The organism is Acinetobacter lwoffii, assembly GCF_022809915.1.
GTDB classification, from domain to species: domain Bacteria; phylum Pseudomonadota; class Gammaproteobacteria; order Pseudomonadales; family Moraxellaceae; genus Acinetobacter; species Acinetobacter lwoffii_M.
Genome location: NZ_JALGQY010000012.1, coordinates 68,818 through 93,093, shown reverse-complemented (window position 1 = coordinate 93,093; position 24,276 = coordinate 68,818). Strand labels below are relative to the sequence as shown.

Sequence of the window (24,276 nt, the reverse complement as noted above, 5' to 3'; positions counted from 1 at the left end):
TGCTGGCATATACAATTTAGATTGGGTGAAAGATAAACAATTAAATTGGTTAAAAAATGATTTATGAAGGAAGTCTAATGATTATTTAATTATATTTATTTTGAGTTTCATCTGATTAGATATTTGATCATTACATAAATTTTAGATTTAAATAGCTCTACTGAACTAGAAAATAGGGTTTTATTTTTAAATATATTTCAATCAGCTCATTTTTAATATCTGATTCACTTAACTAAAAAAAATGGCTTACATCCAGTTAATGAATGTAAACCATGATTAAAACTTAGTTTTTACCCGTATGACCAAAACCGCCAGCACCGCGTTCAGTCGCTTCAAATTCATTCACTAGATCAAATTCAGCCTGCACCACAGGAACCAACACATACTGTGCCAAACGTTCACCTGGCTCTAAACTGAATGCAGTCTGACTACGGTTCCAAACGGATACCATCAATTCACCCTGATAATCAGAATCGATTAAACCGACCAGGTTACCCAATACGATCCCGTGTTTATGCCCCAAACCCGAACGTGGCAAAATCAGACCAGCAAATGCAGGATCTTCAATATAGATTGCTAAACCAGTTTTTACCAAAACAGTCTGGCCTGGTTCAATGATCGTAGTTTCTGTAACACACGCACGCAAATCCAGCCCCGCTGAACCTGTCGTAGCATAAGTCGGTAATGGCCATTCCTGACCAAGACGCGAGTCAAGGACTTTCACCTGAACTTTCATGTATTCATTCCTGTTGTTTCATTTAAAATAAGAGCAAGCCTTGCGCCTTATCGTTTGATAAGATTACGCAAATTATCCAGATAATGTTGGGCTTGTAATTTCGGATCGATGTTACCGGCCAGCTTTTTCTTACGACCTAACCATTCCAGCTCATCTTCTGGTAATTCATCCAGAAAACGGCTTGGGGTCATCTGCTTCATCTGCCCACCGGCCTTGCGCTGTTCTGCCAGAGTAATGGTCAGTCCCTGACGTGCACGGGTAATCCCCACATACATCAGACGGCGTTCCTCTTCGACCGTTTCTGCAGCGATCGAATTTTTATGTGGCAGAATTTCTTCTTCCAGCCCGATCAGATAGACATAAGGAAATTCCAGACCTTTAGACGCATGCAAAGTCAATAAATTGACTTTATCGGTGTCCTCTTCTTCCTGCTGCTGCTCGAGCATGTCCAGCAGCACCATTTTACGAATCACACTTTCAATATTTTTTTCATCAACATCTTCAGTGCGGTTAATCAGGCTTTGAATGCTGCTATAGAGCACTTCGATATTGTCGAGCTTGGTCTTTTCCTGCGCTGGTGTGGCTGCAGTTTCCTTGATGTAATCGATATAACCGGCTTCAATCATCATCTGGCGGATAATTGGCACTGGTTCATCATCATCCAGTAAATTGCGGGTAAAACCCTCAATAAAATCGGCAAACTCAGCCAATTGAGTCGTGGCCTTTTTCGGAATCGCCATGGTCAGACGCTGATCCGCAGCCGCAGCCAGAAGCGACAGATTATTTTCCTGAGCAAATAGACCGAGCTTTTCCAGCGTTACCGGACCAATTGCCCGTTTTGGCGTATTGATAATTCGTAAAAATGCACTGTCATCTTCAGGGTTAATGATCAAGCGTAAATAGCTCATCATGTCCTTGATTTCGGCACGTGCGAAGAAGGACTGTCCGCCAGATAATTTATACGGAATCTGCATCTGGCGCAGATGGGTTTCTAAAATACGCGCTTGGAAATTGCCGCGGTACAACACCGCATAATCTTTCCAGCTTTTACCGTTCATCAATTTATGCGTGATCAGGTCTTTAACCACGCGTTCTGCTTCATCATCATCATTGCGGCAGGTAATCACACGGATCACTTCACCATGGCCTTTGTCCGACCAAAGCTTTTTATCAAAAATATGCGGATTATTACCAATCACGGTGTTGGCTGCTTTGAGAATACGACTGGTCGAACGATAGTTCTGTTCCAGTTTAATCACTTTTAAATTAGGAAAATCCTGCTGCAGCAAGGCCATATTTTCCGGTTTAGCACCACGCCAGGCATAAATCGACTGGTCATCATCGCCTACGGCGGTGAACTGTCCCATCACGCCAACCAGTAATTTCACCAGAATATACTGCGCCGTATTGGTATCCTGATATTCATCGACCAGCAAATAACGCACGCGATTTTGCCATTTGTCACGAACTTCGGCATTTTCCTGCAGCAAGCGCGTTGGCATCACAATCAGGTCATCAAAATCCACGGCGTTATAGGCACGCAAATTACGTTCATATAATTGATATAAATGCGCAAACTGCACATCTTCGGCAGTTTCACAGGTAGTATGTGCCTGCTCGGGTGGAATCAGATCATTTTTCCAGTCCGAGATCATTTTCATGGCTTTGGCAATCAGTTCTTTGCTTTCTGCACCGGATAAATTGTCACGCTGCATCAGATCCATCAGAATGCGTTTACAGTCGTCAGCATCCAGAATCGAGAAATTATTTTTCAGTGGGGTATGTTTCAACTCCAGGCGCAGCATATTCAGGCCAAAAGTATGGAAGGTCGAAACTGAAACGCCTTTACTTTCTTCACGCGTCAACAATTTGCTGACACGCTCTTTCATCTCACGTGCTGCCTTGTTGGTAAAAGTCATCGCAGTAATACGATGTGCGGGAATCCCGCAATGCTTGACTAAATACGCGATTTTTCGCGTGATCACTGAAGTCTTGCCTGAACCCGCTCCTGCAAGTACTAACAAGGGTCCTTGAGTGTATTTCATGGCTTCAAGTTGCTTGTCATTTAACTGACTGGCGAGTGACATATGGCTTCCTCTTCTAGATTCGGCTCCGATTATAGTCATCTCTGCGTCAGTTGCCTAATTTAAAATACGATTAATCAGATCAATATTCAGATATAAAAAAACCACCCGAAGGTGGTTTTTTCTTAAGCGTTCAAGAATTATTGAACTGCATATACCGCGATTTCTACACGACGGTTTTGCTCTTTACCTGCGGCAGTTGTATTGTCTGCAATTGGGTTCGCTGAACCTAAACCTTGAGCATTAATACGTGTACGTGAAACACCTTGGCCTGCCAAGTAAGTCGCTACAGAGTTTGCGCGTGCTTGAGACAATGGCAAGTTAATTGAGTCATTACCCGTGCTGTCTGTATAACCAGTTACAAGAATACCGCTCTTGTTATCTTCAGTTAATACTTGCGCCACTTTGTTTAAAGTGCCATAGAAGTTTGGTTTGATATTTGATTTGTTGGTATCAAATGTAATGCTGCCTGGCATCACAAGGTTAATCGAACCATCTGCATTACGGTTAACGTCTACGCCCGTACCCGCTGTTGCTTGACGTAATTTTTTCTCTTTGTTATCAAGATACACACCCGCTGCACCACCAACAACAGCACCAATCGCTGCTGCACGGTTATTTTGACGGCTGGTATTCGCATTGCCTTTAGAAACACCGTAACCTGCTGCAGCACCAATTAAAGTACCTAGAGCAGCTTTATCATATTCCACACCACCGATGTTATTACCAGTTGATTGACAACCTGTAAGTGCTACGGCCCCTGCTACAGCTGCTGAAATGACTAGTGCACGCATCGCATGACTCCTTGTTGTATGCTTTGTTGTTAAGCGAGATAATGATTTAAATTGAATGGGCTAACCATTGAATTTTTGTTAATAATAAATCGTTTAGTAATATTTTGTAATGTTTATATGTAACTAAAACCAAGTAGTTCGTCACAATATCTTCATAGTTTCCTGTTTAGGCTTTTTTATTTGCCTAACTGTCTCTATATTACTCAAAATATGAAAAAATTTAAGTGATTAATCTCTGGGGACTGTTTGGATATGTCATCGAATAGCAACAAGCAACCGACTTTAAAAAAACTGGCGCGTGGCCTGACGGTCACATCCGTCATGACGGGCAGTACTTTTTTTCATGGTCCCCCGGTGCTGGCCTTGGGTTTAACCAAACTTTTTAAAAAATCCGCAAAAGTGGATGAAACCAATATCAAGATTACCAACAGCTGGTTAGGGGTCAATAATTGGCTGATTGAGCATGTGCTGAAAAACACGCAATGGCAAATCAGTGTAGATGAATCACTGGATTTGAATATGCAGGGACGTTATTTGATGACCTGTAATCATCAAAGCTGGGTCGATACTACTGTCAATCAGTACTTCGGTCTGACCCGTATGCCCCTGACGCGCTTCTTTACCAAATGGGAACTTATTTTTATTCCTTTTGTCGGTCAGGCTTTTAAAATCTTAGGCTTCCCGATGATGAAACGGCATAGCAAGGAACAGATTGCCAAAAACCCTGCGTTGAAATATCGGGATATGGAAGAAGCACGTAAATCCTGTGAGCAGCTGATCAGTCAGCCTTTTACCCTGTTAAATTATCTGGAAGGCACGCGCTTTACCCAGGAAAAGCATGATCAGCAGCAGTCTCCCTATACACATTTACTGAAACCTAAAGCCGGTGGTCTGGCATTGGCGCTCAGTATTCTCGGCGATAAAATTGATGCGCTGGTCGACATGACCATTGTTTATCCTGACGGTATTCCGGGCTATGGCGAATTTTGGTTAGGTGAAGTGCCACGTATTGCGGTAAATTTAAGAAAAATTGATATTCCTGACTGGGTACTGGGCGGCAATTACGAAGGTGATGCTGAATATCGTGCACGTTTTCAAAAATGGATTGATCAAATCTGGACTGAAAAAGATCAGCTCATCGCACAAATGCAGCAGAACTTTACCCAAGCCCCAGTCGGATCTGTAACCGAGTAATTATGAAGAACGACAACCCGGACATAACGTCCAGCTCCTTTAAATTTGTTCGTAAAGGAACCTGGGGCTGGAAAATTGCACTGATTTACGACATTTTCATGATGGTTTTAATCATCATCAATCTGTTCTGTCTCAGTGCCAACGCCATTTTAATGAGCGATTTTGGTCAGTGGTTGTTTGACTTCATTCGTTTACCGGAAATCTTGCAGTTTTATAAAAGTGATTTACGCCCTTGGGTCATCATTACCGAGGGCTGGTTTACCACTTTCTTGGTCTGTGAATTACTGGCACGCTGGGTCATCGCAATTGTCCTGCGTCATCATCGACGCTGGTGGTTCTTCCCTTTTGTGCACTGGTATGAAATTTTATCCATTATCCCTCAGCTACGTTTCCTGCGCCTGCTGCGAGCCGTCGCGATTGGCTACAACCTGCATAGCCATGGTTATAAAGTAATTCCCAATCGCTGGTATCGCCAAGGCAACTTTTATTACAACATGCTGATGGAAGAGCTTTCTAGTCGAGTGGTACTGACTGTACTGGACGGTATTAAGCGTGAACTGACCACGAGCACATCACATAAACAGTTAATTGATGATTTGGTGGAACATCATCGTAAATTACTGGCCATTGCCTTGGCAGATATCTTGCAGGAATCTTTAGGCAAGGAATTACAGTCACAACGTTCCATGATCGCTAAAAATGTAGGGCAAGTAGTGAATCAGGCGATTGAAGACACTCCTGAATTGACCCAATTATTACGTTTGATTCCAATTGTGGGCAGCCGGATTGAACAGCAAATTCAAAGTATTGGTCAACGCCTGGGTGAAAATATCACGCAAGGACTGATTGAACCATTTACCCACACAGGTCAAAAAGAAAATCCGACTTTTACCCTAATTTCAGATAAAATCAGCCAGATTCAGATTGAACATAATCCACATATTGATAAATTGGTCGAATCGGCTGTTTTTGAAACACTTGAAGCAATCCGAAAACAGGTGAAAGTCAAACAGTGGCAACAGATTTTAGAAGAACATGAGCAAAATCAGAGCTCAATAGATAAGTAAAGTTTAAAGTACAGAATCAGATCAATCCGTCCGGTTCTGTTCGCATAAAAAAATAACTGAGATCGCTAGAGAATTACTGCAATTTGTTCTAGGATTTGCACTATTTACAACATTGCTTCGACACAAAACCAGCACGTCAGAAGTATTTAAGGAAGAATTATGGCTGATATACGGATAAAAGGCAGAATGGTCAATGCGATACGCATTAGCCTAGATACCAATGATCATGATGCAATCCGCCAGCAACTTAGCCCAAAACTACAAGCAGCATTTCCACCCGGCACTTTGGCAGTCATTGAAAGTTCAGTTGAACAGGAACTCATTGCGCTAATTCAACTATTAATCAGTCTGGATGTACAGCCTATGGCTGTTACTGAGGGTTTACTTGGAGATCAGGCGCGCGCCATTCAGTTCCCGGTACTGCCACCTGATCGCCAGTTAGAAGAAATTAAAGCCACCAAAGAACAGGTGGTGGAAGTTAAACCAGAACCTACAACGGTGAATGATGATCAAGCGCCTACTGCCCCGATCGTCGCGCATATCACCTCATATCATGATGAAATTCTGCGTACCGGCCAATGTATCGTGCAGCATAATGGCGACATTATTATTAATGCCGGCATCAACAGTGGTTCAGAAGTGATTGCTTCAGGCAATATTCATGTCTATGGCAGCGCACGTGGCCGGGTCATTGCAGGTGCGGGTGGTAATACTGCAGCACGTATTTTCTGTCATAGCCTCGAAGCTGAACTGATTTCAATTGCAGGAACCTATTGTGTGGCGGATGACATTCCACCGCATGTAGTTAAAAAGTCTGTGCATATTTACTTGAATGATCAACTAGAGCTTGTATTTGAAGCTCTACAATTTTAATGTATAAATAAACACCAAAAACCCCATTTTAAACAGGGGATTTGAACCATAACAGGAGTGGATTCGGTGGCGAAAATTGTTGTCGTAACGTCAGGCAAAGGTGGTGTAGGTAAAACTACAACAAGTGCATCTTTTGCAACAGGTTTAGCCCTACGTGGTCACAAAACTGTTGTTATTGATTTTGATGTAGGTTTACGTAACCTTGATTTGATTATGGGCTGTGAACGCCGTGTAGTTTATGATTTTGTGAATGTTTTAAATAACGAAGCACGATTACAACAAGCACTGATTCGCGATAAAGATATTGAAAATTTATATATTTTACCTGCATCACAAACACGTGATAAAGATGCCTTAACCGATGAAGGTGTTGCTCGTGTAATGGATGAGCTTTCGCAGGAATTTGATTATATTATCTGTGATTCGCCTGCCGGTATTGAGCGTGGTGCTATTTTGGCCATGTATCATGCGGATGAAGCCATCATTGTGACCAACCCTGAGATTTCTTCAGTACGTGACTCTGACCGTATCATTGGTATGCTCGACAGTAAAACTAAAAAAGTAGAACAAAACGAAGGTCGCATTCGTAAGCATCTGTGTATTACCCGTTTCAATCCGGAACGTGCCGATAAACAGGAAATGCTAACGATTGATGATATTTCTAAGGATATTTTACGTGTACCGACCTTGGGCGTTATTCCTGAGTGTCCAAGCGTTTTACAGGCATCGAATGAAGGTAAGCCGGTGATTCTTTTCACTGAAGCTTCTGCAGGTCAGGCCTATGATGATCTGGTTGCGCGTTTCCTTGGCGAAGAGCGTCCTTACCGTCATATCGAGGTAAAACCTAAGGGCTGGTTAGCACGACTATTTGGAGCGTAGACATGGCAGGATTCTGGAGTAAACTTTTTAGTGGCGAGGATAAACCATCAAGCGCACGGACTGCTAAAGACCGTTTGAAGGTGATCGTTGCATCCGAACAAGGCTTGGGTCGTCGCTTGAGCCAGGACAAAATTGACCAGATGAAGACTGAAATCATGCAAGTGGTCAATCGTTATGTTCGCGGTGTCGATGAACAGCATATTCAAATGCAGGTCCGTTCTGAAGCCAATATTGAAATGCTTGAAATGAATATCAATTTACCTGAAGAACGATAATCTGATTTTTGATTGGTCAAGTAAATTGATTCAAGGCAAAATATGAGAGTGGTAGAAATAGTAGTTTAGCTATATTCCGCCCACTTGAAGCATAGCTTCAAGTCTTGCGACTAGGCAAAGCAGTGCTTTGCTAATCTAGTCTCATATTTTGCCTTTTTTCATGCCGAAAAAACTACATTAGATCAAGGAAATTGCGATGGCATTATCTCAACCAGCGACCTTTAACGAAGAATGGTCAGATGAGCGTGTATTTGCCTACTTGAATCAGCTTCCTCCTGCAGGTGTTAATGCTGATTTTCACGTGCTCTATCATGCTTTCAAGCATATGCGTCCATTTGATTATGAACGCCTGTTGACGAAATTTGTCGCTGATGGCCGTGATGTCAATGCAACCAATCCGGAAGGACAACGGATTCATGACGTGATTGCCACTTTCCCGCGTCAAAGTGCCGAGTTTCTGGATGTATTGGCAAAATTTGCCTGAGTCAAAATACATAAAAAAGCCTGCTTTGAAAGCAGGCTTTTTTATTGAAGGTAGACTGAAATTAAACCAGAATCTCGCGTTTACCATTGGCACCCATACCGCTGACAATGCCGTTTTCTTCCATCTGGTCAATGATCCGTGCAGCACGGTTATAGCCCAGACTGAATTTACGTTGCAAGGATGAAGTAGAAGCCTTACGGGTTTCCAAAACAAAAGCTACACACTGGTCATACAGTGCATCACGGTCTGAACTGCCCTCACCACCATCTTCAAAACCACGGCTGGATGGTTCTTCATCAAATGGTGTCAGGATCTCGTCGACATAATTTGGTGAACCACGTTCACGCCATGCATCGCAGATCCGGTTGACTTCGTCATCGGCAATAAAGGCACCATGTACACGCTCAGGTTCGATTTTACCCGGGCCGAGGAATAGCATGTCACCGTGACCGAGCAAGTCCTCTGCACCACCCGCATCCAGAATAGTACGCGAGTCGATCTTGGAGTTAACCCGTAGCGCGACACGTGTTGGAATATTGGCTTTGATCAAACCGGTGATCACGTCCACCGATGGACGTTGGGTCGCAAGCAACAGGTGAATACCGGCAGCACGTGATTTTTGTGCCAGACGGGTAATCATCTCTTCAGCTTTCTTACCGACCTGCATGATCATATCCGCGAACTCATCCGCGACAATCACAATGGAAGGCAATGGCGTCAAACGCGGCGCACGTTCACCCACAACAGAATCGCTGGCTTTCCAGGTTGGATCGATCAGGTCTTCACCATTGGCAATCGCCTCTTCCACCTTGCGGTTATAGTCGCTTAGTTTACGGATTTTCAAGAAAGACATCAGCTTATAACGACGTTCCATCTCATTGACACACCAGTTCAATGCGCTGACCGCATCTTTCATATCGGTGACTACAGGCGTCAACAAATGCGGAATATCATTATAGTTCGCCAGTTCCAGCTGCTTCGGATCGATCAGAATTAAACGCAATTCATCTGGGGTATATTTCAGCAACATCGATAAAATCATCGAGTTGACCGCCACCGATTTACCGGAACCTGTGGTTCCTGCCACCAGCATATGCGGCGCTTTACCCAGATCAGCAATCACCGGATTACCGGAAATATCCTTACCCATTGCCATGGAGAGGATGCTATTCGGATCAGTGAAGGCTGGAATGGTCAAAAGTTCGATCAAACGGACCATTTCACGGGTACTGTTTGGTACTTCAATTCCGATATACGGCTTGCCCGGAATGACCTCAACCACACGCACCGATGCCATCGACATCGAACGTGCCAGATCACGCGAAATATTCGTCACTTTAGAGGCTTTTACCCCTGGTGCCAGATCCAGTTCAAAACGTGTTACGACTGGGCCTGGCTGTGCTTCTACCACTTTAGCTTTGACATTAAATTCTTGCAGCTTGATTTCAAGCAGCTCAGATAAACGCGCCAGCTGCTCTTCGGTAAAATTCACTTTTTTATTCGGATCGACTTCATCGAGTAAATCTAGCCCTGGAAGCGGTGATAAATCTTTGCGGCGCTCCACCACCTGCATGGCACGTGACATCGGACGGCCTGAAGCATCGGTCAAAGGAGCATCAAAATCAAACTCGTCTTCATCTTGTGGTTTGCCAGCAGTCTCTTGCCAAGCTTCCACAAATTCTTCTTTCGATAAAGCCTCGCGTACTGCTGCATTGGCGGCGGAAGAATTGGATATCGGCTCTACAACCTGATGCTGAATCGGTGCCTGTACAAAAGCAGAAGATTGCGCATAGCTCGAAGCACGTACAGGTTGTTGTGGCTCATCTTCTTCAATCAGTAAATCACCCAGGTCATCCAGATCGGTCTGTAATGCGCTGTTTTTCACGACATGTGCAGTCGCCATGGATGCCATGGCCGGTGCAACATTGGTCATGTCTTCTACAATTCTTGAGGTCTTTTCGGCTGGCGCTGTATTGAATGGACTATGCACATCGGTCGCAGTTTTGCCTTGCGGAACTGCAGCCAGAAGTTCATCAAAGATTTCATCATCATCCCAGTCCAGGCCTGTATGTGGAGCCGATGCGGTTCTGGTGTGAGCATGAGTCTGTGCTGAAACAGGTTGAGGAGCGGTTATATGTGAGACTGGAGAATTAAGCTGTTCTTCTTCGGCTGCTTTGAGTAAGGCATCAATATCCTGTTTATGGCGCTGATCTTCATTTGAATGTAAGGCACGCCACACCTCGCCTGTCGCTACCACACGATCCGGCTGTTGAGGCACTTGCTGTACTTGCTTAAATGTCTCGACTGGCTCAGGAGCCTGCTGCTCAGCCTCAGGAATATCCTCATAAAACTGCGGTTGTTGTGATTCTTTATCGGCAAAATCATCAAATAAGCGTTCAGCCACCTGATCGCGCACCACCGGATCTATTTCTACCAGTTGATGCTCAGGCGCAGGTGTTACTGCAACCGCTACTTTTTTTGCACTAATGACTGGCTCTTTTTTGGCGACAGGTGCAGTCCGGTCAAAATCAGACATGCCTTCAGGCACATTGCGGTAGAACAGGTCTTGTAAATAAGCAGGGGTTGCTTTGAGGCTGCTCCAGGTCTTGTTCCACTTCACCCCAAAAGCCAAAGTAAATAACACCACCCAAAGCACCAGCAGGAAGAATGCTGCACCATAGACTGTCAGCAGTTGTTCCAGACTCTGACCTAATTCATAGCCAATAATACCGCCGGAAGAATTATCCAGCGTATCAGCAGGAACTTGCCAGAATAAAAACAATAGCGCTGAGGTGGTCAGTAACAGGAAGAATTGCGCAGCATAGCGAAATGGCCGGTTCAGGAAGCTGCGCGGCCACCAGACCTGAATTGCTTCCATAAACAGATAGACAGGAATAAGCAGACTTGCCCAACCAAGGAAGCCAAACAAAAGGTCTGCAATCCAGGCACCCGCTACCCCACTGGCATTCGAAACGGTCTGCGTATCACTGGAGATATGCATCCACCCCGGATCAAATGGCGTATAGGTCACTGTTGCAAGAAACAGATAAATCCCAAATGAGACTAAAAATAATGTCATTACTAAGCGCTGTGCATAGGCACTCGACACCGCTGTCATATACTGTCCTGTAACCAATTCTTCATGAATATTCTTTTGCTTCAATGCTTGAAAAAAGCGACGCAATAAAATGTATATTATGCACCTGTTCTGTGAAAAAAGATGCACTATTGTGCAAGCACAATGTTACTTATGCTATATAGCCCAAATCGATTTCAATGATCAATAATATCGACTTTAATCTCACACCACTGTTATACAGTTTCACGTATAATTCAATAAATTTCTAAATAAAAAAGGATACAGCTGATGAGCGCACGTCACTCACGACTGATTATTTTAGGTTCTGGCCCTGCAGGCTATAGCGCAGCAGTATATGCAGCGCGTGCAAACTTGAAACCTACCCTGATTGCAGGCTTGCAACTGGGCGGTCAGCTGACCACGACGACTGACGTCGATAACTGGCCGGGTGATCCCGAAGGTTTGACTGGTCCAGCATTGATGGAACGTATGCAGGCACATGCAGAGCGTTTTGGCACTGAAATCGTGTATGACCATATCAATGAAGTGGATCTTAGCCAGCGCCCGTTCGTATTAAAAGGCGATATGGAAGAGTTCACCTGTGATGCTCTGATCATCTGTACCGGTGCAACTGCACAATACCTCGGTCTGGAATCTGAAGCAGCCTATATGGGTCAAGGTGTTAGCGCTTGCGCGACCTGTGATGGTTTCTTCTATAAAAACCAGAAAGTAATGGTTGTAGGGGGAGGTAATACTGCTGTTGAAGAAGCGTTGTACTTATCCAATATTGCTTCTCACGTGACTCTGGTTCACCGTCGTGATTCACTACGTTCTGAAAAAATCCTGCAAGATCATTTATTTGCTAAAGAAAAAGAAGGCAAGATCAGCATTATCTGGAACCATCAGGTCGATGAAGTTTTAGGTGATGCACAATCTGGCGTGACTTCAGTTCGTCTTAAATCAACTCAAGATGATTCTACTCAAAATGTTGATGTGACGGGTATGTTTGTGGCGATTGGTCACAAGCCAAATAGCACCATGTTCGAAGGCCAGTTAGAGCTTCGTGACGGCTATATCCAGGTGCAAAGCGGTACTGCAGGTAATGCAACACAAACTTCCGTACCGGGTGTATTTGCAGCAGGTGATATTGCGGACAGCATTTATCGTCAAGCCATTACTTCTGCGGGTTCAGGCTGTATGGCTGCGCTTGATGCGGAAAAATATCTTGATGCGATGGGTAAACTAGACTAAGCAGCAAGAATAAAAAAGCCGTCCATTATGGGCGGCTTTTTTATTGCTAGAATGAGATGATGATTTATCTATAGATTTATGTTGGGTCTGCCATGTCTTTACTTCCTCCCTCAGAATTCATTTTTCCCAATCCGGTCGAGGTTGATCCTGAAGGTGAAGGATTGATTTGTATTGGTGCAGACCTCTCCCCTTCCACACTTTATGAAGCCTATACGCATGGATTATTTCCATGGTTTTCAGAAGGTGATCCGATTTGCTGGTGGAGTCCGGAACCACGCTGTATTATTCGCCCCGAAGATTATCATCCTAGCAAATCCCTGCTACGTAATATGAAAAAGCAGGACTATAAGATTACGGTCAATCATGCTTTTGAAAGAGTGATTCGTTCCTGTTCATTGCCTCGTGCTTATGCAGACGACACCTGGATCAGTGAAGATATTATCGCAGGCTATTGCGACATGTTTGACGCAGGATATGGCTATAGCATTGAGGTCTGGGATGAAGATCGCGTCGTCGGTGGACTTTATGGTGTGACCATCGGTCAAGGCTGTTTTGGTGAATCCATGTTTAGTACGCAAACCGATGTTTCTAAAATGGCTTTCTATACTTTAATGCTGATTGGACAGGAAAATAAACTATCCTGGATCGACTGCCAACTGGTCAACGATCATCTGTTAAGCCTGGGTGCCTGCACAATTTCTCGCCAAGCTTATCTTAATTCTTTACAAGATATTGTAAAAAAGCCTGCTATCGATTGGAAAAAGTATCAGGAAGGTGTATTTTCAAGTAAAACAATAGCGCAAAACGCGCGCTTAAGTGAATGAAAATAACAGAGGGTAGTTGTTATGAACTCTTATCAGCCAAAGGCCCTACTGAACGATTTACAGTATTATATTACGCCGCCGCATGATTGTAGCTATTTGCCCAACAAGTCGGCGCGCATGGTTTTTCTGGATCCTGCACATCGAATTGATGTAGTCACTTTATCGGAACTGTCACGTACCGGTTTCCGCCGCAGTGGTGATTTCGTCTATCGACCCGAATGTCATCTGTGTCGTCAATGTCTGTCTTCGCGTGTACCCGTTGCTGAATTCCGCATGAACAGTTCACAAAAAAAAGCCTGGAAACGGAATCAGGACCTGGTGATGAAAATTACCAGTCCAGAGCACGCCGGTGATCTACATTATGCGCTGTATGAACGCTATATTAATGAACGCCACTCAGATGGCGACATGTTCCCACCCACTCGGGATCAGTTCGAAAAATTTTTATTACAAAGCTGTGCCGACAGCTTCTTTCTAGAATTATGGCAAGATGAGCGTCTAATCAGTGTTTCAACCTGTGACTTGCTGGATGATGGCATTTCTGCCGTCTATACCTTCTTTGACCCAGATGAAAATCGCCGCTCACTTGGTGCTTTTGCAATCTTGAAACAGATTGAACATGCACAAAAGCTGGGCTTGCAATTTATCTATCTGGGATATTGGGTGCCACATTCCAACAAGATGAATTACAAATCTCAGTATCTGCCACTGGAACTCTTGATCGATGGACAATGGCGACGTTTAAATCATGCATTGAGTGCCACGGAGATTCAGCAATTGGGAAACTCATTAATGACGACCTTACCCAGCGGATGGAATCACCAAATTATTAAATAAGGTCGTCAGTTTGTATTATTTAAACAGACTGGCAAAATCATCCGTACATGCTTTCACCATAATGATGGCATGTTCACGGCTTCCGTTACTGTTAGGATAATAATTCTTGCGCAGATCAATCTGATGAAAGCCTGATTTTTCATACAGCTTGATCGCAGCCAGATTACTCTCGCGCACTTCCAGGAAAATCTGCACCGGATTATTTTTTAGCATCGCCACTGAAGCCTCCAGCAACTGATAGCCCAAGCCCTGACCTTGCTGTGCCGGATCAATTGCCATGAGCAATAAATTGGCTTCATCCAGCACTGGTTGTAAAATACAAAATCCGGCCACCTGCCCTTGCACTTCAATCACGGTACTTTGATAAGCCGTTACAGCATCTTCGAACTGTTTTAAAGTCCAGGGATGTGATTGAACTGATTTTTCAATCTTTGCAACGACTTCTACATCCGCTGCTTGCATTAAACGAATCATCTTCGTTCATCTTATATAGAATCAACCTCCGCATTATAGAAACTTCATCCAAAAAATCGAGCAAAAAAAAGAGCGATTTTAGTCGCTCTCCAATCTTCAGTTCTGTCACAAACCCAATTTGGCTTTCCAGGTCGCCAACAGTTGATCTGTATAATGATCATTCGGATGGAATCCCGGTTTAAAATACATCAGCATTTCTTTCACCATACCCGTAATGACACCTTTAGAAGGACTATAGGCATAGGTATAAATGGCTTTTAAGGACTCAAGATTAAACTGCTGATCCTGTTTAAGCAAACGGGCGAGGAAATAGCTTTGCACCACAAATAAGGTTGCCATTGCGATGACCAAGGATGAAGTACGCAGTGTATAGGCTTTTAATCCTTTGCCAAAAACTCCTTCGAAGACATCATAAGCCACTGCCTTATGTTCATTTTCCTCGATGGCGTGCCATAACCACATGGTTTTCATGGTTTCATCTGTCATCAATTCCTGAATGTGGCTATTGGTCAAAAGCTGTGAGGCAATGGTTGCAGTGAAATGCTCAAGTGCCGTGGTTGCAGTCAAATCTACCATTTCTTGGGTAATTCCCACAGGCTTACCCAGTTTAGCCATGACTTTACGTGTCGTTTGAATGACTTTATCGGTATAACGATCAAGCGTCTCGACATCATGCCCATGTTTTTGTGCAGATGCATTAAAGCCGATATGCTCGTGAGTATGCATCGCTTCCTGACCAATAAAAGCGGAAATTTCTTTTTGTAATGCTTCATTATTGGCAATCGCAGGATGTTTACGTACCGCACGGACTGAATCTATAAAAAACTTTTCACCTGCTGGAAATAGCGTAGATAATGCCGTCATAAAATGAGTGAGACCTGCTGAACCATTCATCCAATATTCCGGTACAGCATCAAAATCAAAGTTCATACGACGAACTGGAAAACTTGCACCCGCACGATTGGTAATATTTACTTTCGCATTCATGTGACCACTCCCATCGGGCCAATCCAGGCCCGAAAATGTAATATTCATATTCTTATCTGTATATTACGTGGTAATTTTTTTTACATAAGTGCAGTTTAGGTCAAGCCAATATCAGATAAGGACAGCTTTTAAAATCATTGTCCGACAATCTATTTTTAGTTTTATAAAAAGTTTGAATCAAAAAAAAGCGCCTCAAAGAGGCGCTTTTCTTACAAAATCAGCGATTATGCAGTTACTTTAGCAACTACACCAGCACCAACTGTACGACCGCCTTCACGGATCGCAAAACGTAGACCTGGGTCCATTGCGATCGGGTGGATTAGCTCTACTGACATCTCAACGTTGTCACCAGGCATAACCATTTCCACGCCTTCTTTAAGCGCGATCGCACCAGTTACGTCCGTAGTACGGAAGTAGAACTGTGGACGGTAACCGTTAAGGAATGGAGTGTGACGACCACCTTCTTCTTTAGAAAGTACGTATACTTCCGCATCGAATTTAGTGTGTGGCTTGATCGCACCTGGTTTAGTCAATACTTGACCACGTTGTACGTCTTCACGCTTAGTACCACGAAGAAGAACACCACAGTTCTCGCCCGCACGACCTTCGTCAAGAAGTTTACGGAACATTTCTACGCCAGTTACTGTAGTAGTTTGAGTATCACGGATACCAACGATTTCTACAGACTCACCTACTTTAACGATACCAGTCTCTACACGGCCAGTTACTACTGTACCACGACCAGAGATTGAGAATACGTCTTCAATTGGCATAAGGAATGGAAGGTCAATTGCACGCTCTGGCTCTGGAATGTAAGAGTCAAGTGCTTCAACAAGCGCAACTACAGCTGGCTCGCCGTATTGGCTGTCATCACCGTTAAGCGCAAGAAGAGCAGAACCACGAATTACTGGAGTGTCATCACCCGGGAAGTCGTAAGTAGAAAGAAGTTCACGAACTTCCATTTCAACTAGCTCAAGAAGCTCTTCATCGTCTACAAGGTCGCATTTGTTCAAGAATACAACGATGTAAGGTACACCTACCTGACGAGAAAGCAGGATGTGTTCACGAGTCTGTGGCATAGGACCATCAGTCGCAGCACATACAAGGATCGCGCCGTCCATCTGAGCAGCACCAGTAATCATGTTTTTAACATAATCGGCGTGGCCCGGGCAGTCTACGTGAGCGTAGTGACGAGTTGGAGAATCGTATTCTACGTGTGAAGTATTAATTGTAATACCACGTGCTTTTTCTTCTGGTGCAGAGTCGATTGCAGCGTAGTCTTTCGCTTCGCCACCGAATTTCTTCGCACATACAGTTGCAATTGCAGCTGTTAAAGTTGTTTTACCATGGTCAACGTGACCAATTGTGCCCACGTTAACGTGTGGCTTATTACGTTCAAACTTAGCCTTAGCCATGAGATCTTCCTTTTTAAACTACTCATGCAGGATCACTGCATGAGCACTTGGTTTTTAACTATGAATTAGTTTGGGCTTATAGTAATCGAAAGATTACTCGTCGTCACCTTTTTTACCGCCAGACTGGAATTTAGAAATGATGCCTTCAGCCACGTTACGTGGAGTTTCAGCATATTTAGCAAATTCCATAGAGTATGTTGCACGGCCTTGAGACATAGAACGCATTTGAGTCGCGTAACCAAACATCTCAGCAAGTGGAACCTCAGCTTTAATTGCTTTAGTACCACCAGGCAAGTCATCCATACCTTGAACCATACCACGACGACGGTTTAAGTCACCCATGATATCGCCCATGTAGTCTTCTGGAGTTTCTACTTCAACTTTCATGATAGGTTCAAGAAGAACAGGATCTGCTTTCATGAAACCGTCACGGAAGGCATAAGAACCAGCCATCTTGAACGATAATTCGTCCGAATCGACATCGTGGTAAGAACCGTCAAACAATGTAGCTTTAATGCCAACTACTGGGTAACCAGCAAGGACACCATTCTTCATACGCTCTTGGATACCTTTATCCACAGCACCGAAGAATTCTTTAGGAACTACACCACCAACAACTTCTTCAACGAACTCGTAGTCTTTACCAGCATCAGCATCCATTGGCTCTAAACGTACGTATACGTGACCAAATTTACCTTTACCACCAGTTTGACGAACGAATTTACCTTCTTGCTCAACTGACTTTTTGATCGTTTCACGGTAAGAAACCATTGGTTTACCAATGTTTGCTTCAACACCGAATTCACGCTTCATACGGTCAACAATAATGTCAAGGTGAAGTTCACCCATACCAGCGATGATTGTTTGACCTGACTCTTCATCAGTACGAACGCGGAATGATGGATCTTCCTTAGCCAAACGACCTAAAGCAATTGACATTTTTTCTTGGTCAGCTTTAGTTTTTGGTTCAACAGCCAATGCAATTACTGGCTCTGGGAATTCCATACGCTCAAGTGTGATGACATTTTTCTCATCACAAAGTGTATCACCTGTAGTTACGTCTTTAAGACCTACACACGCAGCGATATCACCCGCACGAATTTCTTCAACGTCTTGACGATCGTTCGCGTGCATTTGCACGATACGGCCGATACGTTCACGTTTAGATTTAACTGGGTTATAAACAGAATCACCTTGTTTAAGAACACCAGAGTAAACACGTACGAAAGTTAAGTTACCTACGAATTTGTCGTTCATGATTTTGAACGCAAGTGCAGAGAACGGAGCTTCGTCAGATGCTTCACGAATCGCTTTAGTTTCAGCCTTATCGTCAAGAACACCTTCAATCGCTTTAACTTCTGTAGGCGACGGTAAGAATTCAATTACTGCGTCCAACATACGTTGAACACCTTTGTTTTTGAATGCTGTACCACAAAGCATTGGTTGAATTTGACAAGCCAAAGTTTGGACACGTAGACCAGCAACGATTTGTTCTTTAGTCAAATCGCCATTGTTCAGGTATTCATCCATTAACTCTTCAGAAGCTTCAGCAGCAGCTTCAACCATGTTTGTACGCCATTCTTCAGCAGTTTCTTGAAGTTCAGCCGGGATTTCACCGTATTCAAACTTCATACCTTGTGAAGCTTCGTCCCAAATGATCGCTTTCATTTCGATCAAGTCGATTACGCCTTGGAAGTTTTCTTCAGCGCCAACAGGGATTACTACAGGTACTGGAGATGCACCTAAACGTGTTTTCATTTGTTCAACAACACGGAAGAAGTTGGCACCAGTACGGTCCATCTTGTTCACGAATGCTAAACGAGGCACTTGGTATTTGTTCGCTTGACGCCATACAGTTTCAGACTGAGGTTGTACACCACCTACAGCACAGTAAACCATACACGCACCATCAAGAACACGCATAGAACGTTCAACTTCAATTGTGAAGTCAACGTGTCCCGGTGTATCAATTACGTTGATACGGTGTTCAGGGAACTGTTTAGACATACCTGACCAGAATGTAGTCGTAGCAGCAGAAGTAATGGTAATACCACGTTCTTGCTCTTGCTCCATCCAGTCCATTGTTGCTGCACCATCGTGTACTTCACCAATTTTGTGAGATACACCTGTGTAGAACAAAATACGTTCTGTAGTTGTGGTTTTACCCGCATCAATGTGCGCAGAAATACCAATGTTACGATAACGAGAAATTGGGGTTTGACGTGCCATGATTTCTAGCATTCCTAAATTTTGTTGTTTAAAACAGGACGCTTTAAGTTGCATAGCAACTTAAAGCGCTTTGGTGACAGAACCATGACGGTCTTGTCACCCTCCTGAATAGGGCCTGTTTTATCTGCTTAGAAACGGTAGTGAGAGAATGCTTTGTTGGCTTCAGCCATACGGTGCACATCTTCACGTTTCTTAACCGCAGCGCCTTTGCCTTCAGATGCATCAAGCAACTCGCCAGCAAGACGTAAAGCCATAGTTTTTTCAGAACGCTTAGCAGCAGCATCTACTAACCAACGCATCGCTAGAGCAGTACGACGGGATGGGCGTACTTCCATAGGAACTTGGTATGTAGCACCACCAACACGGCGTGCTTTTACTTCGACCATAGGACGAACTTTTTCAAGAGTAGTCTCGAAAAATTCAACTGGGTCTACTTTAGATTTTTCTTGAACGCGGTCTAAAGCACCGTAAACGATACTTTCAGCAATAGATTTTTTACCATCTTGCATTACGTGGTTCATGAATTTAGCGATTGTTTGGCTGCTGAACTTAGGATCCGGAAGGATTTCACGAGCAGCGACTACGCGACGTCTTGGCATTTTAAACTACCTATAAAGATGACACTTCAGGTTTATCCAGCATGAGTACAAAGTGTCATGTACTACTCGCTGGCCTTACTATACGTCGCTTGGAATTTTCACAAAATTAATGCAGAAATCAGACAAGCGAGACGATAAAGGATTGCGGTTCTACGTTCTTAAAATTTAATTCTTAACGAATTATTTCTTAGGACGTTTAGTACCGTATTTAGAACGAGACTGGTTACGATCTTTAACACCAGCACAGTCTAAAGAACCACGAACGGTATGGTAACGTACACCTGGTAAGTCTTTAACACGACCACCACGGATAAGAACAACACTGTGCTCTTGTAGGTTATGGCCTTCACCACCGATGTAGCTAGAAACTTCGAAACCTGAAGTTAAGCGAACACGGCAAACTTTACGCATTGCTGAGTTAGGTTTTTTAGGTGTAGTTGTGTAAACACGTGTACAAACACCACGGCGCTGTGGACAAGCCTTCAACGCAGGAACTTTAGATTTTTCAACTAAAGTCGTACGACCCTTGCGGATCAACTGATTTGTTGTTGCCATTTGGCAATTCTCCCGTTAATAAAAAGCCCCAAAAAACTACTACTTTTTGAGGGCATGCAATTGTAATTCAAGATGCAAAATTGGTCAACCTACTCAAGCCAAGCAAATGCCGTTTCTCACGACATTTGCTTGCTTTTATTTACCTTCAAAATTCGCTTATTTTTTTGAATTTTTACCAGCTTTTTTGGTCACGTCTTGAGCTTCAGATTTAGTTTCCGAATTTTCTTGATCGTCTACGCCCTGCTGTGAAGTCTCTGTAGCAGCTTCTGCCTCGTCAGCAGCTTCTGGATGCAGTTCAGCTTCGATTTCCGGATCAAATGAAGTTTTGGTTAAAGCGGGTTGTTGCGACTGCTTATCTACCGCAGGTTCAACCAACTCATCGTTAAGCGCCTCCAGCCCTTCACTCACCTTTTCATCTTTCTTAACTTCTGCTTCTTCAGAGCTTAGATCATTCTGCTCTTTTTTGACCAGCTTGACTTGGGTAATCGTGTTATTGCCTTCAATCGCAATATCTTTACCCATGATCGGCTTATCTTTCGAAAGCTCAACGTCGTGAGAGGCACCATTTAGGAGTTTCGGAGTTGCCTGTTGTAACAAACTGACTGCTTTTTCATAGGCAGCATAAGGAGACAATTGCGAATCCTGATGCTGAATCAGGTATTGGCGTGCATGTGAGAATGCTTCTTGAGCTTTCTGATTTACATCCTCGACAAAACGGTGGCTATATACTGCACCAATACCTGCACTTGCCAGAGGCGTTAGTTTGGTTAATCGCTCCAGAATCGAAATTTTTGGCAGATGATTCATCCATTCCCATTTAGCCTCTCCCTCATGACGACTTAGCCATTGTTTGATAGCGCTGACATCATTATCAGAACCTAGCATGGCTTGTAACTGCGAGATATCATGAGTTTTAAGGGTATTACTTAACGCTTTTAAACCCAATAACAAGGTTTGCTTTTCTGCAATCAGGCTCAGGTCGATCTGTCTAAAGATATGCTGGACGATTTCCTGATCATCTTCTTTGCTCAGGTCAAAACCATAAGAGCGACCGACTTGATAAATGGTACGCAACGCCATCAGTAAAGAAGCGGGAATATCAATCGCGGTGCCAAGCATCCCTGAAGCACCACTCACTGCACCCTGAACCGTCGCAATCCATTTGTTTTGTTCACCTAAAGCCTGTGAAATTCGCTTGGATCGGTCGACGTCCTGAGTCAATTCTTCTAAATCTTTCGCTCCAGCTTCATTCAGAATGGCATCCACCGAACTGGTTTGATTACTGAATTGATTCAGACGGTCATAAAAGTAGTTAGACACTTTTTCGGTTAAGTCTGGAGAAACAAAATGCGCGACATTATTCACGGTATTAAAGCGGCGCCCGAGAAGTTGACGAGAGACATTTGGAAGATGCTCGCGAAGCATTTGCTGAGGATTATCATATTTTTTTGCTGAAAAAGCGCTTTTCGTCTTCGCCGAACCGTCAATCACCTGATCGGAACTAGAAGGCTTCAACGCTTTAGTTACCGAATCCGGTGCAACATGATTCAATAAATCCAATCCAGTTGAGCTGAACTTTTTCGCCACTCCAAAGGCATTCGAAATCAGACCATTAGATTGTTTATTATTAGCATTTACCATTTTTTACCTCAGCATTCATGTGCTTGTATTTGGTATAAATACTAGGTGTAGTCAGCGTTTATCTCAACTTTATTCTGTTTCATTTAGTAAAACCCCTACACGCCGACTCACAAACTCAACCGACTGTCACACGGCATAACATTTGCCATAAGATTTCAAAAGTCTTTCTGCTATCATGTTCCCCATCATGAAATAAGGCTAAGCGCTGGATTGGGCGATTTTAAAACCCAGATATCTGCCGCTGAGCATAGAGCAAACTATAAGGATCTGTAGATGAAACGTGTTGTCATCACTGGCATGGGTATTAACTCATGTATTGGTAATACATTAGAGGATGTAAACCATTCTTTACAAAACGGGATTTCAGGAACACGTTTTAATCCGACTTATGCTGAACTCAATTTCAAAAGTCATGTCAGTGCTGCAGCCGAGCAGGATTTCGACGGGATCGACCGCAAACTGAAACGCTTTATGGGTGTATGTGCAATGTATGCGTACAACTCAGCTCTTGCTGCAGTTGAACATGCAGGTTTAAAGGTTGAAGATCTAGCTGGCAACCCACGCTATGGTATCGCGGGTGGTTCAGGTGGCGGTTCAACTGCTTCCGTTATTGAAATGAACGAATTATTGCAAACCAAAGGTGCGCGTAAAGTCGGTCCTTTCTTTGTACCACGTAATATGACCAACACCATTACGGCTAACGTTGGCGTTGCATTCAAATTACAAGGTGTAGCACATACCATTACTAGTGCATGTGCAACTTCTGCGGATGCGATTGGTTATGCCTACAACCTGATTCAACTCGGCAAACAAGATTTAATGCTGGCAGGTGGCGGTGAAGAAGATCACTGGTCACAAAGCTTGTTGTTTGATGCGATGGGCGCACTTTGCTCTAAATACAACGACAGCCCTGAAACAGCATCACGCCCTTATTCTGCAGACCGTGACGGTTTCGTGATTGCCGGTGGTGGTGGTTTTGTAATCCTTGAGTCTTTGGAACATGCGCAAGCGCGTGGTGCCAACATTCTTGCCGAAGTCGTAGGCTATGCAGCTAACTCGGATGGTGCCGACATGGTTGCACCATCTGGTGAAGGTGCAACGCGTTGTGTACTGATGGCTTTAGAAGAAGCAAAACAACACGGTGTCGATAAAATTGACTATGTAAATACACATGGTACTTCTACTCCAGCGGGTGACATCACAGAACTTAAAGCAATGGAACGTGCTTTCGGTGAAGGTCAGGTTCCGCCACTAAGCTCAACCAAGTCAATGACAGGTCACAGTCTGGGTGCTGCTGGTGTTCAGGAAGCGATTTATTCAGTTCTGATGATGCAAAATGACTTTATTGCGCCAAACATCAACGTGACCGAGCTGGATGAAGGCGCAAAACCGTTTGATATCGTGCTTGAAAAACGTGACGCAAAATTGAATACTGTGATGAGTAACAGTTTCGGTTTCGGCGGCGTAAATGCTTGTCTCATTTTCAAAAAATGGGAAGGCTAAGCTGCCCAGTTTAGGGTGACTTGATGGATGCTCCTTCTGATGCTTTCTTGTGGGTAAAAGCATTACATATTATTGCAGTAGTTTGCTGGTTCGCGGCTTTGTTCTACTTGCCACGTTTATATGTTTATCATGCCATGAGCGAAGATGCCATCAGTCATCAACGCTTTGAAGTCATGGAACGCAAGTTGTACCGTGGCATCATGTGGCCAGCCATGTTGGCCACCTTGATTACGGCACACTTTCTGGTGGATTGGGGTGATGCAACGCGTCATTACCATGAAGCCTTATGGTTTTACCTTAAAGTCGGCCTGGTCGGCTTATTGGTGATTTACCATCTGGTGTGTGGTTATTACCGCAAGAAGCTGATTGATAATGCACATTACAAGTCACACAAGTTTTGGCGTTATTTTAATGAGATGCCAACCCTGATCTTATTTGCAGTGGTGATTTTAGTCGTGGTTAAACCTACTTTCTAATTCACCTGCACAATAAAAAA

The 24,276-nt window shown here is 43.7% G+C and carries 22 protein-coding genes; 11 read left to right on the top strand and 11 right to left on the bottom strand.

The window, feature by feature from the left end:
- Positions 1 to 283 precede the first annotated feature (283 nt).
- The 3 genes from dut to MTX11_RS08400 form a co-directional block, all read right to left on the bottom strand.
- On the bottom strand, positions 284 to 736 hold the full coding sequence (gene dut, locus MTX11_RS08410; RefSeq protein WP_005247107.1) for a dUTP diphosphatase: 453 nt from the start codon (positions 734 to 736) through the stop codon (positions 284 to 286).
- Positions 737 to 783: 47 nt separating this feature from the next.
- Positions 784 to 2,823, bottom strand: a complete 2,040-nt coding sequence (locus MTX11_RS08405) for a UvrD-helicase domain-containing protein (RefSeq protein WP_005107705.1) — start codon at positions 2,821 to 2,823, stop codon at positions 784 to 786.
- Between the two features lie 137 nt (positions 2,824 to 2,960).
- Positions 2,961 to 3,614 (bottom strand): YiaD family glycine zipper/OmpA-like lipoprotein, encoded by a 654-nt coding sequence (locus MTX11_RS08400; RefSeq protein WP_004646124.1) that lies wholly within the window; start codon positions 3,612 to 3,614, stop codon positions 2,961 to 2,963.
- A 252-nt stretch (positions 3,615 to 3,866) separates the two neighbouring features.
- On the opposite strand from MTX11_RS08400, the gene MTX11_RS08395 reads away from it, so the two are divergent.
- The 6 genes from MTX11_RS08395 to MTX11_RS08370 all read left to right on the top strand — a co-directional run bounded on the left by MTX11_RS08395 (position 3,867) and on the right by MTX11_RS08370 (position 8,386).
- Positions 3,867 to 4,808, top strand: coding sequence for an acyltransferase (locus MTX11_RS08395; RefSeq protein WP_243474877.1), 942 nt, complete (start codon positions 3,867 to 3,869; stop codon positions 4,806 to 4,808).
- 2 nt (positions 4,809 to 4,810) lie between these two features.
- On the top strand, positions 4,811 to 5,875 hold the full coding sequence (locus tag MTX11_RS08390) for a hypothetical protein (RefSeq protein ID WP_004279261.1): 1,065 nt from the start codon (positions 4,811 to 4,813) through the stop codon (positions 5,873 to 5,875).
- Positions 5,876 to 6,034: 159 nt separating this feature from the next.
- Positions 6,035 to 6,748: a septum site-determining protein MinC gene (gene minC, locus MTX11_RS08385; protein WP_243474876.1), complete on the top strand. Its 714-nt coding sequence runs from the start codon at positions 6,035 to 6,037 to the stop codon at positions 6,746 to 6,748.
- A 66-nt stretch (positions 6,749 to 6,814) separates the two neighbouring features.
- The gene (minD, locus tag MTX11_RS08380; protein ID WP_004646120.1) at positions 6,815 to 7,627 is read left to right on the top strand and encodes a septum site-determining protein MinD; all 813 of its coding nucleotides are present in this window, start codon (positions 6,815 to 6,817) and stop codon (positions 7,625 to 7,627) included.
- Between the two features lie 2 nt (positions 7,628 to 7,629).
- Complete coding sequence (gene minE, locus MTX11_RS08375) at positions 7,630 to 7,902, top strand: cell division topological specificity factor MinE (protein ID WP_004279256.1); 273 nt, start codon at positions 7,630 to 7,632, stop codon at positions 7,900 to 7,902.
- Positions 7,903 to 8,098: 196 nt separating this feature from the next.
- Positions 8,099 to 8,386: a PA4642 family protein gene (locus MTX11_RS08370; protein ID WP_004279254.1), complete on the top strand. Its 288-nt coding sequence runs from the start codon at positions 8,099 to 8,101 to the stop codon at positions 8,384 to 8,386.
- A gap of 61 nt (positions 8,387 to 8,447) precedes the next feature.
- On the opposite strand, the gene MTX11_RS08365 is transcribed toward MTX11_RS08370, so the two are convergent.
- Positions 8,448 to 11,504, bottom strand: coding sequence for a DNA translocase FtsK (locus tag MTX11_RS08365; RefSeq protein ID WP_243474875.1), 3,057 nt, complete (start codon positions 11,502 to 11,504; stop codon positions 8,448 to 8,450).
- 249 nt (positions 11,505 to 11,753) lie between these two features.
- Between MTX11_RS08365 and trxB the strand changes: the two genes are divergently transcribed.
- The 3 genes from trxB (at position 11,754) to MTX11_RS08350 (ending at position 14,377) form a co-directional block, all read left to right on the top strand.
- Positions 11,754 to 12,716 (top strand): thioredoxin-disulfide reductase, encoded by a 963-nt coding sequence (gene trxB, locus MTX11_RS08360; RefSeq protein ID WP_004646117.1) that lies wholly within the window; start codon positions 11,754 to 11,756, stop codon positions 12,714 to 12,716.
- A 92-nt stretch (positions 12,717 to 12,808) separates the two neighbouring features.
- Positions 12,809 to 13,540, top strand: coding sequence for a leucyl/phenylalanyl-tRNA--protein transferase (gene aat, locus MTX11_RS08355; protein ID WP_243474874.1), 732 nt, complete (start codon positions 12,809 to 12,811; stop codon positions 13,538 to 13,540).
- A gap of 21 nt (positions 13,541 to 13,561) precedes the next feature.
- On the top strand, positions 13,562 to 14,377 hold the full coding sequence (locus MTX11_RS08350) for an arginyltransferase (RefSeq protein ID WP_219307073.1): 816 nt from the start codon (positions 13,562 to 13,564) through the stop codon (positions 14,375 to 14,377).
- Between the two features lie 15 nt (positions 14,378 to 14,392).
- On the opposite strand, the gene rimI is transcribed toward MTX11_RS08350, so the two are convergent.
- The 7 genes from rimI to MTX11_RS08315 form a co-directional block, all read right to left on the bottom strand.
- Positions 14,393 to 14,851: a ribosomal protein S18-alanine N-acetyltransferase gene (rimI, locus tag MTX11_RS08345; protein ID WP_005104810.1), complete on the bottom strand. Its 459-nt coding sequence runs from the start codon at positions 14,849 to 14,851 to the stop codon at positions 14,393 to 14,395.
- Between the two features lie 105 nt (positions 14,852 to 14,956).
- Positions 14,957 to 15,838: a metal-dependent hydrolase gene (locus MTX11_RS08340; protein ID WP_243474873.1), complete on the bottom strand. Its 882-nt coding sequence runs from the start codon at positions 15,836 to 15,838 to the stop codon at positions 14,957 to 14,959.
- A 224-nt stretch (positions 15,839 to 16,062) separates the two neighbouring features.
- A complete protein-coding gene (gene tuf / locus MTX11_RS08335; RefSeq protein WP_004646112.1) occupies positions 16,063 to 17,253 on the bottom strand; it encodes an elongation factor Tu in 1,191 nt (396 codons plus the stop codon).
- A gap of 93 nt (positions 17,254 to 17,346) precedes the next feature.
- On the bottom strand, positions 17,347 to 19,482 hold the full coding sequence (gene fusA, locus MTX11_RS08330; RefSeq protein WP_004646111.1) for an elongation factor G: 2,136 nt from the start codon (positions 19,480 to 19,482) through the stop codon (positions 17,347 to 17,349).
- Between the two features lie 128 nt (positions 19,483 to 19,610).
- On the bottom strand, positions 19,611 to 20,081 hold the full coding sequence (gene rpsG / locus MTX11_RS08325) for a 30S ribosomal protein S7 (protein WP_004279240.1): 471 nt from the start codon (positions 20,079 to 20,081) through the stop codon (positions 19,611 to 19,613).
- A 180-nt stretch (positions 20,082 to 20,261) separates the two neighbouring features.
- Positions 20,262 to 20,636, bottom strand: a complete 375-nt coding sequence (gene rpsL / locus MTX11_RS08320; RefSeq protein ID WP_002050319.1) for a 30S ribosomal protein S12 — start codon at positions 20,634 to 20,636, stop codon at positions 20,262 to 20,264.
- A gap of 156 nt (positions 20,637 to 20,792) precedes the next feature.
- Positions 20,793 to 22,277: an EcsC family protein gene (locus tag MTX11_RS08315; protein ID WP_243474872.1), complete on the bottom strand. Its 1,485-nt coding sequence runs from the start codon at positions 22,275 to 22,277 to the stop codon at positions 20,793 to 20,795.
- Between the two features lie 273 nt (positions 22,278 to 22,550).
- Here MTX11_RS08315 and MTX11_RS08310 point away from each other — a divergent pair, with 273 nt between their 5' ends.
- Together MTX11_RS08310 and MTX11_RS08305 are read left to right on the top strand one after the other, a co-directional pair.
- Positions 22,551 to 23,780, top strand: a complete 1,230-nt coding sequence (locus tag MTX11_RS08310; protein WP_004730606.1) for a beta-ketoacyl synthase N-terminal-like domain-containing protein — start codon at positions 22,551 to 22,553, stop codon at positions 23,778 to 23,780.
- Between the two features lie 23 nt (positions 23,781 to 23,803).
- Complete coding sequence (locus MTX11_RS08305; protein ID WP_243474871.1) at positions 23,804 to 24,256, top strand: CopD family protein; 453 nt, start codon at positions 23,804 to 23,806, stop codon at positions 24,254 to 24,256.
- Positions 24,257 to 24,276 lie beyond the last annotated feature (20 nt).

What these genes read in the sequence shown, in the direction of transcription:
- dut (WP_005247107.1), bottom strand. Translation starts at nt 736, where the DNA reads ATGAAAGTTCAGGTGAAAGTCCTTGACTCGCGTCTTGGTCAGGAATGG.
- MTX11_RS08405 (WP_005107705.1), bottom strand. Translation starts at nt 2,823, where the DNA reads ATGTCACTCGCCAGTCAGTTAAATGACAAGCAACTTGAAGCCATGAAA.
- MTX11_RS08400 (WP_004646124.1), bottom strand. Translation starts at nt 3,614, where the DNA reads ATGCGTGCACTAGTCATTTCAGCAGCTGTAGCAGGGGCCGTAGCACTT.
- MTX11_RS08395 (WP_243474877.1), top strand. Translation starts at nt 3,867, where the DNA reads ATGTCATCGAATAGCAACAAGCAACCGACTTTAAAAAAACTGGCGCGT.
- MTX11_RS08390 (WP_004279261.1), top strand. Translation starts at nt 4,811, where the DNA reads ATGAAGAACGACAACCCGGACATAACGTCCAGCTCCTTTAAATTTGTT.
- minC (WP_243474876.1), top strand. Translation starts at nt 6,035, where the DNA reads ATGGCTGATATACGGATAAAAGGCAGAATGGTCAATGCGATACGCATT.
- minE (WP_004279256.1), top strand. Translation starts at nt 7,630, where the DNA reads ATGGCAGGATTCTGGAGTAAACTTTTTAGTGGCGAGGATAAACCATCA.
- MTX11_RS08370 (WP_004279254.1), top strand. Translation starts at nt 8,099, where the DNA reads ATGGCATTATCTCAACCAGCGACCTTTAACGAAGAATGGTCAGATGAG.
- MTX11_RS08365 (WP_243474875.1), bottom strand. Translation starts at nt 11,504, where the DNA reads ATGACAGCGGTGTCGAGTGCCTATGCACAGCGCTTAGTAATGACATTA.
- trxB (WP_004646117.1), top strand. Translation starts at nt 11,754, where the DNA reads ATGAGCGCACGTCACTCACGACTGATTATTTTAGGTTCTGGCCCTGCA.
- aat (WP_243474874.1), top strand. Translation starts at nt 12,809, where the DNA reads ATGTCTTTACTTCCTCCCTCAGAATTCATTTTTCCCAATCCGGTCGAG.
- MTX11_RS08350 (WP_219307073.1), top strand. Translation starts at nt 13,562, where the DNA reads ATGAACTCTTATCAGCCAAAGGCCCTACTGAACGATTTACAGTATTAT.
- rimI (WP_005104810.1), bottom strand. Translation starts at nt 14,851, where the DNA reads ATGATTCGTTTAATGCAAGCAGCGGATGTAGAAGTCGTTGCAAAGATT.
- MTX11_RS08340 (WP_243474873.1), bottom strand. Translation starts at nt 15,838, where the DNA reads ATGAATGCGAAAGTAAATATTACCAATCGTGCGGGTGCAAGTTTTCCA.
- tuf (WP_004646112.1), bottom strand. Translation starts at nt 17,253, where the DNA reads ATGGCTAAGGCTAAGTTTGAACGTAATAAGCCACACGTTAACGTGGGC.
- fusA (WP_004646111.1), bottom strand. Translation starts at nt 19,482, where the DNA reads ATGGCACGTCAAACCCCAATTTCTCGTTATCGTAACATTGGTATTTCT.
- rpsG (WP_004279240.1), bottom strand. Translation starts at nt 20,081, where the DNA reads ATGCCAAGACGTCGCGTAGTCGCTGCTCGTGAAATCCTTCCGGATCCT.
- rpsL (WP_002050319.1), bottom strand. Translation starts at nt 20,636, where the DNA reads ATGGCAACAACAAATCAGTTGATCCGCAAGGGTCGTACGACTTTAGTT.
- MTX11_RS08315 (WP_243474872.1), bottom strand. Translation starts at nt 22,277, where the DNA reads ATGGTAAATGCTAATAATAAACAATCTAATGGTCTGATTTCGAATGCC.
- MTX11_RS08310 (WP_004730606.1), top strand. Translation starts at nt 22,551, where the DNA reads ATGAAACGTGTTGTCATCACTGGCATGGGTATTAACTCATGTATTGGT.
- MTX11_RS08305 (WP_243474871.1), top strand. Translation starts at nt 23,804, where the DNA reads ATGGATGCTCCTTCTGATGCTTTCTTGTGGGTAAAAGCATTACATATT.